We start from the raw sequence: 14367 nt of genomic DNA, 5'->3' as shown, positions 1-14367 counted from the left end.
TGAGTGGCTACGGACGGGCCATCAGCCGGAACTCGAAGGAGTAGCGGGTGGCCCGGTAGAGGTGGGATCCGTACTCGACGGCGCGCCCCGTGTCGTCGAAGGTGACGCGCTCCATGGTGAGCAGCGGCGCGCCCTCCGGCTCGTCGAGGAGCGCGGCCTCGTCGGGGGTCGCGGCGCGGGCGCCGACGGCCTGGCGGGCGCTGTGCAGGGTGAGCGCGGCGGAGCGGAGCATGCGGTAGAGGCCGGTGGACTCCAGCCGTTCGGTGTCGGGGTCGAGGAGCCCGGCGGGCAGGTGGTTGCAGAGGTACGCCATGGGCTCGCCGTGCGCGGTGCGGAGCCGCTCCAGGTAGTGGACCTCGGTGCCCTCCGGTACGCCGAGGGCGGCCGCGACCGGTCCCGCGGCGGGTTCGAGGCGGTTGACCAGGACGCGGGTCGCGGGGCGCTGCCCGGCGGCGGCGAGGTCGTCGTAGAGGCTGCTGAGCTCCATCGGGCGGCGGACCCTGCTGGGCAGGACCTGGGTGCCGACGCCCCGGCGGCGGACGAGGAGGCCCTTGTCGACGAGGGTCTGGATGGCCTGGCGGACGGTGGGCCGGGAGAGGCCCAGGCGGGTGGCGAGGTCGATCTCGTTGCCGAGGAGGGTGCCCGGGGACAGCGTCCCGTTCTCCACGGCGCTCTCCAGCTGCTGGGCGAGCTGGAAGTAGAGCGGAACCGGACTCGTGCGGTCCACGGAGAGCGGGGGCAGGGGGGAGCCGGACTGCTTGGGCACGCAGGGAGCGTAGCCCGGGGCGCTGAGGACAGGAAGGCGGTGCGGGGCGCCGATGACGGGAAGTCGTGACGTCCGGATGTCCTGACAAATCCTTGACACCCGGGCGGCCCGGCTCCACGGTGGGGCCATGCGCATCGGACTGATCGGTACGGGACGGATCGGGAGTTTCCACGCGGGTGTGCTGGCCCGGCATCCGGAGGTCGAGTCGCTGGTCGTGGCGGACGCGGACCCGGTGCGGGCGGCCGGGGTGGCGGGAGCCCTCGGCGCGGAGGCGGCGCCGGACGTGGACGCGCTGCTCGGGCACGCCCTGGACGCCGTGGTGATCGCCTCGGCGACGGCCGCGCACGCGGAGCTGATCGCCCGCGCCGCCGGGGCGGGCCTGCCGGTCTTCTGCGAGAAGCCGATCGCCCTGGACGTGCCGGGGACCCTGCGCGCGCTGGACGCGGTGGCGGAGGCGGGCACGGTGCTCCAGCTGGGGTTCATGCGCCGCTTCGACGCGGGGTACCGGGCCGCGCGGGAGGCGGTGCGGTCGGGACGGCTCGGTCGGCTGCACACCGTGCGGGCGGTCACCTCCGACCCGGAGCCGCCGCCCGCCGCGTATCTGCCGCTCTCCGGCGGCCTCTTCCGCGACTGTCTCGTGCACGACTTCGACATCGTCCGCTGGGTGACGGGCCGGGAGGTCGTGGAGGTGTACGCGACGGGCTCGGACGCGGGCCCCGCGATGTTCCGGGAGGCGGGCGACGTGGACACGGCCGCGGCCGTGCTCACCCTGGACGACGGCACACTGGCGACGGCGACCGCGACCCGGTGCAACGGCGCCGGGTACGACGTCCGCATGGAGCTGGCGGGCGAGCGGGACCAGATCGTCGTGGGCCTCGACGACCGGACCCCGCTCGCCTCGGTGGAGCCGCAGGGCCCTCCCGCCCCGGGCAAGCCCTGGCCCGGCTTCCTGGAGCGGTTCGCCCCCGCGTACGAGGCGGAGCTGGACGCCTTCGTACACCTGGTGCGCGGCGAGGCGCCCAACCCCTGCGACGGCCGCGAGGCCCTGGCGGCCCTCCGCATCGCCGACGCGTGCGAGCGCTCACGACGGGAACGGACACCGGTACGGGTCGCCGGGGTGGGCGGGCCGGACGGGAGCGCGGGGGGCGGGTGAACCGGCCGGGGGCGCGGGGGGCGGGTGAACCGGCCGGGGTCCGGGGTGGGTGAGCCGGCCGCGTGCGCCGGGCAGGGCGAGCCGACCGGGAGCTCCGGGGCCGGGTGAACCGGCCGCGGGCGCCGGGGCGGTTCAGCCTGCTGCGGGGGCGCCGGGGCCGGTTCAGCCGGCTGACAGCACCGTGCCCTGGGCCACCGCGCACAGCGTCTCGGCGCCCTGCTCGTCGACGGTCGACAGGTCGCAGCGCACCACCGCCTGCCGCCGCCCGGCGTGGACCACCTCCGCCCGGGCACGCAGCACACCGCCCGTCGCCGGCCGGACGTACTGGATGGAGAACCCGGCCGTCAGCACGGCCGCCCCGAGCTCGGCGCCCGCGGCGAAGGTGATCGCGTTGTCGGCGGCGTACGAGAGCACCCCGCCGTGCAGGAAGCCGTTCTGCTGTCTCAGGTCGTCGCGGTGGTCCACCTCCAGGACCGCCCGGCCCGCGCCGAACTCGGTGAGGCGGGCGCCGACGAGCCGGCTGAACGGCTGCGCGTCGAGGACCTTGCGGGCGAGGTCGAGGTCGAGGGCGGAGGTCTGATCGCTCAAGGGTTCACCACCGGACGGGGAGTTGACGGGTGCCGCGCATGAGCAGGCCGGGCAGCCAGTCCAACGAAGCGGGATCCTGGTCGAGTTCCAGCCGGGGGAAGCGGTCCAGGAGTGTCCGGAGGGCGATCCGGCCCTCAAGACGGGCGAGCGGGGCGCCCAGGCAGTAGTGGATGCCGTGGCCGAAGGCGAGGTGACCCCTGGTGTCCCGGCGGATGTCGAAGCGGTCGGGCTCGGGGAAACGGGCCGGGTCGCGGTCGAGTGCGCCGATGCCCACCAGGACGCTCTGGCCCACGGGGATGACGGTGTCGCCGATGGTGACGGGCTCGGCGGTGAAGCGGAAGGTGCCGGTCTCCACCGGTCCGTCGTACCGCAGGGACTCCTCGATCGCCCCGTCGAGGAGGCTCGGGTCGGCGCGCAGGGCGGCGAGCTGCTCGGGGTGGGTGAGCAGGTTGCGGACGGTGTTGGAGATCAGGTTGACGGTCGTCTCGTGGCCGGCGATGAGCAGCAGGTAGGCCATGGCGCGGAGTTCGGGCCCGGAGAGCCGGTCGCCGTCCTCGGCGCGGGCGGTGATCAGGCCGGAGAGCAGGTCGTCGGCGGGTCCTGCGGCCCGCTTGTCCTCGATGAGCCCGTCGAGGTAGCCGCCGAAGCCCTCCAGGGCGTCGAGGATGCCCCGCTCGCCGGTCGGCGTGACGAGCTCGTTAGACCAGCCGCGGAAGGTCTCGCGGTCCTCGGCGGGGACGCCGAGGAGCTCGCAGATGACGGTGATCGGCAGCGGGAAGGCGTAGGCGTCGACGAGGTCGGCGCGGCCGGCCGGTTCCATGGCGTCGGCGAGTTCATGGGCGAGCCGCTCGATGCGTGGGCGCAGGCTCTCGACGCGGCGGCCGGTGAACTCCGCGGTGACCAGGCGGCGCAGCCGGGTGTGGTCGGGGGCGTCGGCGGCGAGGAGGTGGACGCCGATGACGTCCTCCTCCGGCGGCCTGACGCCGATGACGGAGGGCGACTTGGCCAGCCGGGGGTCGGCCAGCGCCGCGCGCCCCTCCTCGTGGCCGACGATCAGCCAGAACTGGAAGCCGTCGGGCATCCGTACCTCGTGGACGGGACCTGCTTCACGGAGGTTCGCGTAGTAGGGGTACGGGTTCGCGGTGAAGTCCGCGCCGTACTCCCCCAGTTCGATGACGGACATCGAGTCAGACTATCCGACTAGTCGCTCTCGTCCTCGTCGATGAGGCCCGCGTCGTGGACGAGGAGCGCGATCTGGACACGGTTGTTGAGGCCGAGCTTGGCGAGGATCCGGGAGACGTGGGTCTTGACCGTGGGGACGCCCATGTACAGCTCGGCGGCGATCTCGGCGTTGGACCGGCCGCGCCCGACGGCGAGGGCCACCTCCCGCTCGCGGTCGGCGAGTTCGGCGAGGCGCCCGGCGGCCGTGGCGCGCCGCGGCTGCTGTGCGGGCTGTTCGGGCCGCTCCACGACGTGGGTCATCAGCTGGCGGGTGACGGCCGGCGAGAGGGCGGGGTCGCCCGCGGCGACCCGGCGGACGGCGGCGACGATCTCGGCGGGCGGGGTGTCCTTGAGGACGAATCCGGCGGCGCCGGCCCGCAGGGCGCGCAGCACCTGCTCGTCGGCGTGGAAGGTGGTGAGGACGACGACCTCGGGGGCGCCGGGGAGGGCGCGGAGGCGTTCGGTGGCGGTGAGGCCGTCCACGTGGGGCATGCGGATGTCCATGAGGACGACGTCCGGGGTGTGCAGGGCGACGAGTTCGGGGACCTCCCGGCCGTCGGCGCCCTCGCCGACGATCTCGATGTCGTCGGCGCCGCCGAGCATGAGGGTGAGTCCCGCGCGGACCAGGGGGTCGTCGTCGACGATGAGCAGCCGGATGGTCATGGGGGCCACGGTAGCCGCGCGTACGGCGGGATCGACTGGAAGGTCGTGCCGGGCACGGCAGCCGGGCGTACGGCAGGGATCGGCTGGAGCGTCACGCCGGCCGGACGTACGGCAGAGACCGGCTGGAGCGTCACGCCGGCCACGGCAGCCAGGCGTACGGCAGAGACGGGCTGGAACGTCACGCCGGCCACGGCAGCCAGGCGTGCAGGGCGAATCCGCCGTCGGGGGCCGGGCCGTGCTCCATCCGGCCGCCGGCGAGGGCGGCGCGTTCGGTGAGGCCGATGAGGCCCTGGCCGGAACCGGGGACGTGCGGGACCGGGCCCGCGGGGGCCGGGTTGCGGATGTCGACGGTGAGGCCTTCGCCGGGCCGGCCCCGGACGGTGACGGTGACCGTGGTGCCGGGGGCGTGCTTGCGGGCGTTGGTGAGGGCCTCCTGCGCGATGCGGTAGACGGTGCGGCCGGTGGCGGCGGGCACCGCGGCCGGGTCGTCGACGGTGGTGTCGAGGACGACGTCCGCACCGGCCTCGCGGGACTCGTCGACCAGCGCGTCGAGGGTGGCGAGGGTGGGCTGGGGCCGGGCGCCGTCGCCGTTCTCGCCGGGGGCGCGCAGGACGCCGATGATCTCGCGGAGGTCCTGGAGGGCTTCGTGGGCGCTGTCGCGGATGACTCCGGCGGCGCGGGCGATCTGCTCGGGCGGGGCGTCCGGCCGGAACTCCAGGGCTCCGGCGTGGACGCTGAGCAGGGTGAGCCGGTGGGCGAGCACGTCGTGCATCTCGCGGGCGATGGCCTCGCGGGCGAGCCGCTGGGCCTGGGCGGCGCGCAGCTCGGCCTCGGACTCGGCGCGGCGGGCCCGCTCCCTGAGGGCTTCGAAGAGCTCGCGGCGGGCGCGGACGAGCATGCCCCAGGCGGTGACGAGGAGGACGAGGATGAAGCCGATGACGATGGAGAGACCGGCGTTGGTGGTGGGGTCGGGGCGGACGAAGACCTGGACGACGGAGGTGGCGACGGCGAGCGCGCCGATCCAGGCGATCTCGCGGAACGGGCGGCGTACGGCGAGGCTGAACAGGCTCGCGAGGAGGGCTCCGGCGGCGACCGGCGCCACGGCGTTGGCCAGGGAGAGGGCGACGGCGAGCCCGACGGGCCACCGTCGGCGCAGCCAGAGGGCGCCGCAGGCGGCGGCGCCGGCGAGCTGGTCGAGAAGGGTGACGGTCGCGCTGGTGTACTGCGCGCTGGCGTCGGCGGCGAGGAGGCCGACGAACGCGGCGAGGAGGAAGAGGGTGGTGTCGACGACCCAGTCGCGGGCGGTACGGCGGGGCCGGGGCGCTCCGCTCCCGCCCGGTTCGACCAGGTGGGAGGGGAGCAGCCGGTGCTGCTGCCGGTCCGTACGCGTCATGTCAGCAAATGTACGCAGGTCAGGCGCGCTCCACCGGTCGTGCGGGCTGTCCTGCTACCGGAGTCGCGCAGGTCGATACTTTGGTATCGGCCGCCGTAGACGATCGGGGGACGCGGCCGGTGGGCCGTCCTCGCCATGATCGACTCATGAAGAGGTTTCTTGAGGGTTTCGGTGCACTGCTGCTCGTGGCCGGGGTCGCCGGAGTGATCCGCGAGCTGACGGACGGCTGGTTCCGCTTCATGGGTCTGACCCGGTTCCTCACGGAGAACGTGGGGTTCCTAGAGGGCCGGGAGCTGTTCGCGAACATCGTCGTCGCGGTCCTCGGCCTTGTCGTCGCGATCGCGGGCAGCCGAATAGCCAAGGCCTGATCCGGCGGGCTCCGGTCAGGCGCTCGCCTCGTTGAGGCGGGTGACCTCGGCGAGGTGCTCGGCCATGCGGTGGGACACGGAGCCGCTGGTGTAGAGGACGCCGCCGATGACGCCCATGGGCACGGACGCGCCGAGCACGGCGAGGAGTTCGGGCCAGTCGCGCTCGTTGACGCAGCGGCTGTCGCTGTCGTGGAGGCTCTCGCTGGTGAACCGGGAGGTGCACTCGTAGTTGGCCCCACTGGCCTCGTAGGGCGTGAACAGGAGCACCGCGAGCCAGATCCACAGGAGCACGGCCGCGGCGAGGAGACCGAGTCCCCACGCCTGGGTGCGGCGGGCCCGGGCGCGGAAGTCTATGTCGTACGGCAGTGAACGCATGGGGCAAGAACCTACCGGGCGTCGTCGTCCGCGGTGCGGCGGCCCCAGCTCGTTCCCGCGAGGACGAGTGCGGCGCCGGCGAGGCCGAGGACGCCCGGGCGGTCGCCCGCGAGGGCGATGCCCGCGGCGGCGGCCCAGAGGGGTTCCGTGCCGAGGAGGAGGCTGACCCGGGAGGGCGAGGTGCGGCGGACGGCCCACATCTGCACGAAGAAGGCGAAGAGCGTGCAGAAGACGGAGAGGAAGAGGAGTCCGGCCCATTCGCGCGGACCGAAGTCGAGGGCGACGGCCCAGGGTGAGGCGCCGGTGCCGGGGAAGGCTGCGATGACGGCGAACACGGCGACGGCGGAGCCGAGCTGGACGGTGGTGAGGGAGAGCGAGTCGGCCGGCCGGACCGCCTTGATCCGGGACATGGCCAGGACGTGGACGGTACGGGCGAGGGCGGCGAGCAGCATGAGCAGATCGCCGAGGGAGGGGGCGGTGAACCCGCCGCCCTGGGTCAGCAGGACGACACCGGCGACGGAGAGCGCGGCGGCGGCGAGGAACGAGCGGGACGGGAGGGCGCGGGTGACGGCCGACTCGGCGAGCGGGGTGAAGATCATGGTGAGGCTGATGATCAGGCCCGCGTTGGTGGCGGAGGTGTGGACGACGCCGTACGTCTCCAGGAGGAAGATCCCGCTGAGGATCAGACCGAGGGTCGCGGCCCCGCGCCACTGGGCCGCGCTGAGCGCCCGGAGCCTGCTCCATCCGGCGGCGGCGAGGACGGGCAGCACCACGGCGAACCGCAGCACGAGGACCGCGATGACGGTGTGGCCGGTGGTGATGCCCTTGGCCGCGAGATAGCTGGCGCCCCAGACGACGGCGACGAGCAGGACGGGGAGGTCGGTGAGCCAGGCGCGGCGCGGGGCGCCGAGGGGTACGGGTGCGGCGATCGACGACGAAGCGGACATCGCGGGCCGGTTCTCCAACTCTCTGGGCGGGGTGGAGACTTCGGCGGCTCGCACTCGGAGCGATCACCGTAACCGGGGTGGACCCGTGGTGGCTACACCATTCTCACGATCCGGATCAGTAGCTGCCGTACGTGGGGCGGCCGGCCAGCTCGTACGTATGGAGGGCGACGCCCGCGGCGGTGGTGCGCGCGTCGGTGAGGCGGAAGGCGGTGGGGCGGACCCCGTCGGTGAAGAGGCGGCGTCCCGTGCCGAGGACCACGGGGAAGACGTGCAGGTGGAGGGTGTCGATGAGGTCGTGGTCGAGGAGGGTCCGGGCGAGGCCGGCGCTGCCGTGCATCTGGATCTCGCCGTCGGTGCGCTCCTTGAGGGCGGTGACCTCCTCGACGATGTCGCCGCGGAGCAGGGTGGTGTTCTCCCAGTCGGCGGAGGTGAGGGTGGTCGTGGCCACGTACTTGGGGAGGTGGTTGAGCTTGGAGGCGACGGGGTCGGCGGGGTCGTCGTGCTTGGGCCAGTAGCCCGCGAAGATGTCGTAGGTGCGGCGGCCGAGGAGGAAGGCGGTCGGGCCGGCGAAGATCTCGGTGATGCGCTTGCCGAAGTCCTCGTCGCCGAACGGCACGGACCAGCCGCCGTGCTCGAAGCCCTCGCTGGGGTCCTCCTCGGGGCCTCCGGGGGCCTGGATGACGCCGTCGAGGGTGAGGAACTGGGTGAGGCTGAGGGTGGCCATGGTGGTTGCCCTTTCTGTTCTCCGGACCATCGTGTCTCGGAAGCTCTGACGGCGCCGCCGGGCGGAACTCATCGGTGGGTCGGGGTCCGATTCCCGCCAGCGTCCGGGCGCCCCGCCGACTTTCATTGAACCCGCAACCAGTTGGCTTACTCACGGAGGTTTCGGGATGTCCACGATGAACGGCACGGCGGTCCTGGTGACGGGCGGCAGCCGGGGGATCGGCGCGGCGACGGCGGTGCGGCTTGCCCAGGAGGGCGCCGACGTGGCCTTCACCTATGTCCGGGACGAGGCGAGGGCCAAGGAGGTCGCCGCGCGGATCGAGGCGGCCGGCCGCACGGCGCTGCCGCTGCGGGCCGACGCGGCCGACGCCGGGGACGCGGCGGGCGCGGTGGAGTGGGCGGCGGATGCCCTGGGTCGCCTCGACGTGCTGGTGAACAACGTCGGCGCCGGTGTCCTCGGGCCGCTGGAGTCGCTCTCCCTCGCGGATGTGGACCGGGTCCTCGCGGTGAACGTCCGGGCGGCGTTCCTCGCCTCGCAGGCGGCCGCCGCGCGGCTGCCCGAGGGCGGCAGGATCGTCACGATCGGCACCTGCATGACCCAGCGGGTGCCGGGCCCCGGCGGGAGCCTCTACACGATGAGCAAGGCCGCGCTGATCGGCCTGACGAAGGCGCTCGCGCGGGAGCTGGGCGGGCGCGGCATCACGGCGAACGTCGTGCACCCCGGGCCCGTCGACACCGACATGAACCCGGCGGACGGGCCGTACGCGGAGGGGCAGGCGGCCATGACGGCACTCGGCCGCTTCGGCACCCCGGACGAGGTGGCGGCGATGGTCGCCTTCCTGGCGGGGCCGGGCGGGCGGTACGTGACGGGCGCCGAGTTCTCGGTGGACGGCGGGCACGCCGCGTAACGCCCGATGAGGGGGTTACGCGAGGGCGCGCCGGTGCTGTCGGGTCGGTGCGCCCTCGCGGGCCGGGCGGGGTGTCGTGCCCGCCCAGTCGATGGAGGAGCCGGTCAGCCGCCGAGCTCCTGGTGGCGGGCGGTCAGCCGCGCCGTACCGGCGTCCGTGAGGGAGCCGAAGAGACGGAGGCGGGAGATGCCGCCGTCCGGGTAGATGTCGATGCGGACGCGGGAGCCGACGGCCGGGGTGTCGAGCACGAACCGGTGGTTGGTGTCGGGCTGGAGGCGGGTCCGGGGCAGGATCTCGGTCCACTCCTCCGAGCCCTCGGCGGCGACGGAGAGGGCGGCCCAGCCCGCGCTGTTGCCCTTGAGGTAGGCGGTGTCGATCTCGACGGCGCGGATCTCGGACTCGGCGACCAGGCCGTAGCGGATCCAGTCGTTGCCCTTGTCGCGGCGGCGGCGGGTCTCCCAGCCGTCGTCCATCTTGCGGGAGCGGCCCGGCTGGATGGTGTTGGTGGCCGGGGAGTAGAAGCGGTCCGAGGCGTCCTCGACCTGGCCGCCGTTCTCCAGGGCGGCGAGGTCGAAGGTGCCGAGGACGCCGAGCCAGGCCGGGTCGGGGGCGACCTCGCCGTAGACGCGGAGGCGGGCGATGCCGCCGTCCGGGTGCTGGTTGACGCGCAGGTGCGTGAAGCGCTGCTCGACGTCGACGGCGAAACCGTTGGCGGCGTGGCCGCCGACCGCGGTGCGCGGGACGAGCGTCGTCCACTTCACGTCGTCGGCGAGGAGCTCCTCGGGCGAGGGCGAGCCGGCCACGGAGGCGGCCTCGACGGAGACGGCCTGCGGGTAGTTGCCGCGGAAGTGGGCGGTGTCGACGACGATGCCGCGCACGACGCCGGGGGCGCCGAGGCGTACGAGGGCCCAGTCGTGGTCGTCCTCGGTGGGGTGCGGCTGCTGGGCCGAGACGCCGCGGCGGCGGCGGGTCTCCCAGCCGTCCATGATCTTGCCCTTGTGGCCGAAGTACTCGGGGTCGAACTCGGCGGCCTCGGGCTTCAGCAGGTTCTCGCGCTCGGCGAAGAACTCGTCGTTGGCGGCGATGACGCCCGCGCCCAGACGCCGGTCCGCGAGGTCCGCGTACCGGGTGAAGGGGAAGTCTGCCGTCCGGTAGTCGGCGTACGGGTCGCCGCCGCCGTAGGGGCTGGCGTCACCGGTGAAGCTGGGTATGGACGACACGTCAGTTGTTCCTTTCGAGGAGGCGGCCGGAGGGCTCGGCGAGGGTGCCGCGGTCGGCGATCCGCTCTCCACGCAGCCAGGTGGAGGTGACGACGCCGTTGAGGGTCTTGCCCGCGTAGGCGGTGATCCGGTTGCGGTGCTGGAGGTCGGCCGGGTCGACGGTGAAGGTGGCGTCGGGGTCGAGGACGGCGAAGTCGGCGTCGCGGCCGGCCTCGATGGCGCCCTTGCGGCCGAGTCCGGCGAGCCGGGCCGGGCCCTCGGACATCCAGCGGACGACGTCCTCCAGGGAGTGGCCGCGGCGGCGGGCCTCGGTCCAGACGGCGGGCAGGCCGAGCTGGAGGGAGGAGATGCCGCCCCAGGCGGAGGCGAAGTCCGGGGTCTTCAGGTCGGCGGTGGACGGCGAGTGGTCGGAGACGATGCAGTCGATCGTGCCGTCGGCGAGCCCCTGCCACAGGGCGTCCTGGTTCGAGGCCTCGCGGATCGGCGGGCAGCACTTGAACTCGGTGGCGCCGTCCGGGATCTCCTCGGCGGTGAGCGTGAGGAAGTGCGGGCAGGACTCGACGGTGACCTTCACGCCCTCGGCCTTGGCGGCGGCGATGGCCGGCAGCGCGTCCGAGGAGGAGAGGTGCAGGACGTGGACGCGGGCGCCCAGCCGTCGGGCCTGGTTGATCAGGTTCTCGATGGCCGTGTTCTCGGCGTCCCGGGGGCGGGAGGCGAGGAAGTCGGCGTACGCGCCGCCCGACCGCTGGGGCGCGGCGGCGAGGTGGTGCGGGTCCTCGGCGTGCACGATCATCAGGCCGTCGAAGCCCGCGATCTCGGCGAGCGAGTTCGCCAGCCGCTCCTGGTCGAGCTCGGGGAACTCCTCGACGCCGGAGGGCGAGAGGAAGCACTTGAAGCCGAAGACGCCGGCGTCGTGGAGGGGGCGCAGGTCCTTGACGTTGTCGGGCAGGGCACCGCCCCAGAAGCCGACGTCGATGTGGGCCTTGCCGCGGGCGACCTCCTGCTTGACGCGGAGGTGCTCCACGGTGGTGGTCGGGGGCAGCGAGTTCAGCGGCATGTCGAGCAGGGTGGTGATGCCGCCGGCGGCGGCCGCGCGGGTGGCGGTCCAGAAGCCCTCCCACTCGGTGCGGCCGGGGTCGTTCACGTGCACGTGGGTGTCGACGAGTCCGGGCAGGACGACGTCCTCGCCGACGTCCTCGAGCCGGGCGCCGGCGGGTACCTCGGCGTCGTACGGCAGCACGGCAGCGATCGTCCCTCCGGAGACGGCGATCGACGCCGGGCGCGTCCCCTCGGGGGTGATGACCCGTGTCGAGCGCAGGACCAGGTTGACGTCCACCCGTACCCCTCTCTTCAAGCTGACTCGCATGAGAACTGAGAATTTCAACGAACTGTTGAAAAGGAGTCTTCACTTCCGGGCGAGGGGTCGTCAAGGGCACACTTCCAGCATCGGCCGTCGGCGAACCCAGCTTGGACGTTTCCACAAAGTGGAATCAAAATTCCGTACAGTAGAACGTAGCTCCGCACATGCGAGCCAGACCCGGACCATCCCGGGCCGTCACCGACACCGGACAAACACCCCCTGACCGGCGCTGACGCCGGTACCGGGACCATGTGCCCCGGCCGGCGGCCCGGTAGGCTGCTGCCTTGCCCGCCTGCCCCGAAAGGACCGTTGACGTGCCGACGTCCAGCGCAAGGACCACCGACGCCGCCAAGCCCGCCGCGAGCGGAGGCGTCCAGTCCCTTGAGCGCGCCTTCGACCTCCTGGAGCGGATGGCCGACGCCGGGGGCGAGGTCGGGCTGAGCGAGCTCTCCGCCAGCAGCGGACTCCCGCTCCCCACCATCCACCGCCTCATGCGCACGCTCGTCGCCTGCGGCTATGTGCGCCAGCAGCCCAACCGCCGGTACGCCCTCGGCCCCCGGCTCATCCGGCTCGGTGAGTCCGCCTCCCGCCTCCTCGGCACCTGGGCCCGCCCCTACCTGGCGCGGCTCGTCGAGGAGACCGGCGAGACCGCCAACATGGCGCTGCTCGACGGCGACGAGATCGTGTACGTCGCACAGGTGCCGTCCAAGCACTCGATGCGCATGTTCACCGAGGTCGGCCGCCGGGTCCTGCCGCACTCGACCGGCGTCGGCAAGGCGCTCCTCGCGCACACGCCCGCCGAGGAGGTCCGGGCGCTGCTCGCCCGTACCGGCATGCCCGCCGCGACCGAGAAGACCATCACCACGCCGGACGGCTTCCTCGACGCGCTCGTGGCGGTCCGCGAGACGGGCTACGCGGTCGACGACAACGAGCAGGAGATAGGAGTCCGCTGCCTCGCGGTCTCCGTCCCGGACTCCCCCACCGCCGCGGCCATCTCCATCTCGGGCCCGGCGGGCCGGGTCACCGAGGCCGCCACCGAGAAGATCGTCCCGATCCTCCAGGAGGTCGCCCTCGAACTCTCGGCGGCCCTGGCGAACACCTCGGGCAACGGCCAGGGCTGACGCCTCCGTGGGGGCGGACATCGACGGTCTCGTCGAGGTGCGCGGGCCCGGTGGCCGGTGGGAGTGCTCCCTCGGCCTGCCGGACGGCGCGCTCCGGCGCGACCGGCACGCCCGCGAGGTTCTCTTCGGCCACGGCGGGGTCCTCCAGGTGGAACGCCCCCTGTTCGACGGGCGCGGATGCCCGGACGACGTCTCGGACGCGGTCCCGCGCGGGTGCGACGAGCTGCACCGCGGCCACGCGTACGCCACCTGGGCAGAGATCGCGGCCGTCGACTGGGACGGGCCCCTCTGCGACGGCCCCGACGGGAACCACATCGGCGCATGGCGGCCGGGCCCGGACGGCGACCTCGTCCTCCACGAGGTGCTGTGGACCCCGGTCGAGGTCCTCGACGCGGCGGAGGAACTCCTCGGCGAGGACCTGATGCCGCCGGAGTGGCCGCCGGGCGCCGAGGTCCCCTGGAACGGCGCCGTCTACCGCCCGGTGACCTTCACTCCCCGCATGTTCGCCCCGCCGGACGGCGACTGGGCCCCGGTGTGGGCGGCCATGCGCGGCCTCGCGGCCTGCCACGGGGACGAGAACGTTCGCCTGGTCGTCTGGTTCGGCTGACGCCGTGCGTCAGGGCCCGGCCGTACGCGGTGACACCAGGCCCGACTCGTAGGCGAGGACGACCAGTTGGGCCCGGTCCCGGGCGCCGAGTTTGGTCATGGCCCGGTTGACGTGGGTCTTCGCGGTCATCGGCGTGATCACCATGCGGCCGGCGATCTCGTCGTTGGACAGGCCCCGCGCGACCAGGGCCACGGCCTCGCGTTCACGGTTGGTCAGCTCCTCCAGGGCGGCGGCGCGGCCCGTCTCGAACGGCTCGGCGACGTACCGGTCGATGAGCCTGCGCGTGATCGACGGCGCGAGCAGCGCGTCGCCCCGCGACGCGCACCGCGTGCAGGAAGTCCTCCGGCACGATGTCCTTCACCAGGAACCCGGCGGCGCCCGCGCGCAGCGCCTCGAAGACGTACTCGTCCAGGCCGTAGTTGGTCAGGATCATCACGCGCACCCCGGCGAGCGCCGGATCGGCGGCGATCCGCCGGGTCACCTCGACGCCGTCCATGCCCGGCATCCGGATGTCCACGAGCGCGATGTCGGGCAGGTGCTCCCCCGCCAGGGCCAGACCCTCCCGGCCGTCGCCCGCCTCGCCCACCACCCGGATGTCCTCCTCCAGGTCGAGGAGCGCGCGGAATCCGCTGCGGATGAGCGGCTGGTCGTCGACCAGCAGGACGCGGATCACGAGCTCCGCTCCAGGGGAAGCCGGGCCCGGACGGTGAAACCGCCCTCCGCACGCGGCCGCGCGCTCAGCCCCCCGCCGAGGGCGGTGACCCGCTCGCGCATCCCGAGCAGCCCCGTCCCGGGCGTCGGCGCCACGTCCGGCGCCGCCTTCCCGTCGTCGTCGACCCGTACGGTCAGGGCGTCGGGACGGCAGTCGATCCGTACCGAGGCCGTGGCCGCCTCCGCGTGACGGGCGATGTTGGTGCGGCGGGAGCCCGGCGTGAGCCCGGCACGAGCGATCCC

General features: G+C 73.6%; 15 protein-coding genes and 2 pseudogenes. 5 read left to right on the top strand and 12 right to left on the bottom strand.

What is annotated here, in order from left to right:
* Positions 1 to 7: 7 nt before the first annotated feature.
* Positions 8 to 727 (bottom strand): GntR family transcriptional regulator, encoded by a 720-nt coding sequence (locus ACZ7HT_RS30130; protein WP_471171709.1) that lies wholly within the window; start codon positions 725 to 727, stop codon positions 8 to 10.
* 166 nt (positions 728 to 893) lie between these two features.
* On the opposite strand from ACZ7HT_RS30130, the gene ACZ7HT_RS30125 reads away from it, so the two are divergent.
* Positions 894 to 1919: a Gfo/Idh/MocA family protein gene (locus ACZ7HT_RS30125; RefSeq protein ID WP_471171651.1), complete on the top strand. Its 1026-nt coding sequence runs from the start codon at positions 894 to 896 to the stop codon at positions 1917 to 1919.
* Positions 1920 to 2081: 162 nt separating this feature from the next.
* Here the strand turns inward: ACZ7HT_RS30125 and ACZ7HT_RS30120 are convergent, their stop codons facing one another.
* From ACZ7HT_RS30120 to ACZ7HT_RS30105, 4 genes are all read right to left on the bottom strand, one after another.
* Positions 2082 to 2507 carry a PaaI family thioesterase gene (locus ACZ7HT_RS30120; protein WP_471171649.1) on the bottom strand — a complete coding sequence of 142 codons (426 nt, stop codon included), beginning with the start codon at positions 2505 to 2507 and terminating at the stop codon, positions 2082 to 2084.
* A gap of 4 nt (positions 2508 to 2511) precedes the next feature.
* Entirely contained in the window at positions 2512 to 3690 is a 1179-nt protein-coding gene (locus ACZ7HT_RS30115) for a cytochrome P450 family protein (RefSeq protein WP_471171647.1), read from the bottom strand.
* Between the two features lie 17 nt (positions 3691 to 3707).
* Positions 3708 to 4391, bottom strand: a complete 684-nt coding sequence (locus tag ACZ7HT_RS30110) for a response regulator transcription factor (protein WP_471171645.1) — start codon at positions 4389 to 4391, stop codon at positions 3708 to 3710.
* A gap of 178 nt (positions 4392 to 4569) precedes the next feature.
* Positions 4570 to 5784 (bottom strand): sensor histidine kinase, encoded by a 1215-nt coding sequence (locus tag ACZ7HT_RS30105; RefSeq protein ID WP_471171643.1) that lies wholly within the window; start codon positions 5782 to 5784, stop codon positions 4570 to 4572.
* 146 nt (positions 5785 to 5930) lie between these two features.
* Between ACZ7HT_RS30105 and ACZ7HT_RS30100 the strand changes: the two genes are divergently transcribed.
* Entirely contained in the window at positions 5931 to 6152 is a 222-nt protein-coding gene (locus ACZ7HT_RS30100) for a hypothetical protein (RefSeq protein ID WP_471171642.1), read from the top strand.
* Positions 6153 to 6167: 15 nt separating this feature from the next.
* On the opposite strand, the gene ACZ7HT_RS30095 is transcribed toward ACZ7HT_RS30100, so the two are convergent.
* The 3 genes from ACZ7HT_RS30095 to ACZ7HT_RS30085 form a co-directional block, all read right to left on the bottom strand.
* On the bottom strand, positions 6168 to 6527 hold the full coding sequence (locus tag ACZ7HT_RS30095) for a hypothetical protein (protein WP_471171641.1): 360 nt from the start codon (positions 6525 to 6527) through the stop codon (positions 6168 to 6170).
* An 11-nt stretch (positions 6528 to 6538) separates the two neighbouring features.
* On the bottom strand, positions 6539 to 7474 hold the full coding sequence (locus tag ACZ7HT_RS30090) for a DMT family transporter (protein WP_471171640.1): 936 nt from the start codon (positions 7472 to 7474) through the stop codon (positions 6539 to 6541).
* Between the two features lie 115 nt (positions 7475 to 7589).
* Positions 7590 to 8198, bottom strand: a complete 609-nt coding sequence (locus tag ACZ7HT_RS30085; RefSeq protein ID WP_471171638.1) for a dihydrofolate reductase family protein — start codon at positions 8196 to 8198, stop codon at positions 7590 to 7592.
* A 166-nt stretch (positions 8199 to 8364) separates the two neighbouring features.
* Here ACZ7HT_RS30085 and ACZ7HT_RS30080 point away from each other — a divergent pair, with 166 nt between their 5' ends.
* Positions 8365 to 9105, top strand: a complete 741-nt coding sequence (locus ACZ7HT_RS30080) for an SDR family NAD(P)-dependent oxidoreductase (protein ID WP_471171636.1) — start codon at positions 8365 to 8367, stop codon at positions 9103 to 9105.
* Between the two features lie 104 nt (positions 9106 to 9209).
* On the opposite strand, the gene alc is transcribed toward ACZ7HT_RS30080, so the two are convergent.
* A complete protein-coding gene (gene alc / locus ACZ7HT_RS30075; protein WP_471171634.1) occupies positions 9210 to 10325 on the bottom strand; it encodes an allantoicase in 1116 nt (371 codons plus the stop codon).
* A gap of 1 nt (position 10326) precedes the next feature.
* Positions 10327 to 11691, bottom strand: a complete 1365-nt coding sequence (gene allB, locus ACZ7HT_RS30070; RefSeq protein ID WP_471171632.1) for an allantoinase AllB — start codon at positions 11689 to 11691, stop codon at positions 10327 to 10329.
* 308 nt (positions 11692 to 11999) lie between these two features.
* Between allB and ACZ7HT_RS30065 the strand changes: the two genes are divergently transcribed.
* Entirely contained in the window at positions 12000 to 12806 is an 807-nt protein-coding gene (locus ACZ7HT_RS30065; protein ID WP_471171630.1) for an IclR family transcriptional regulator, read from the top strand.
* 7 nt (positions 12807 to 12813) lie between these two features.
* The gene (locus ACZ7HT_RS30060) at positions 12814 to 13413 is read left to right on the top strand and encodes a hypothetical protein (RefSeq protein WP_471171628.1); all 600 of its coding nucleotides are present in this window, start codon (positions 12814 to 12816) and stop codon (positions 13411 to 13413) included.
* Positions 13414 to 13422: 9 nt separating this feature from the next.
* Here the strand turns inward: ACZ7HT_RS30060 and ACZ7HT_RS30055 are convergent.
* Positions 13423 to 14086: pseudogene (locus ACZ7HT_RS30055) on the bottom strand (response regulator).
* Positions 14083 to 14328: pseudogene (locus ACZ7HT_RS30050) on the bottom strand (ATP-binding protein); the annotation flags it as partial. The pseudogenes ACZ7HT_RS30055 and ACZ7HT_RS30050, both read right to left, overlap by 4 nt.
* Positions 14329 to 14367 lie beyond the last annotated feature (39 nt).

The sequence above is a fragment of the Streptomyces sp. NPDC037410 genome (assembly GCF_055602235.1).
The sequence above is the reverse complement of the archived record's forward strand: the minus strand, read 5'-3'. Positions and strand labels throughout refer to the sequence as shown.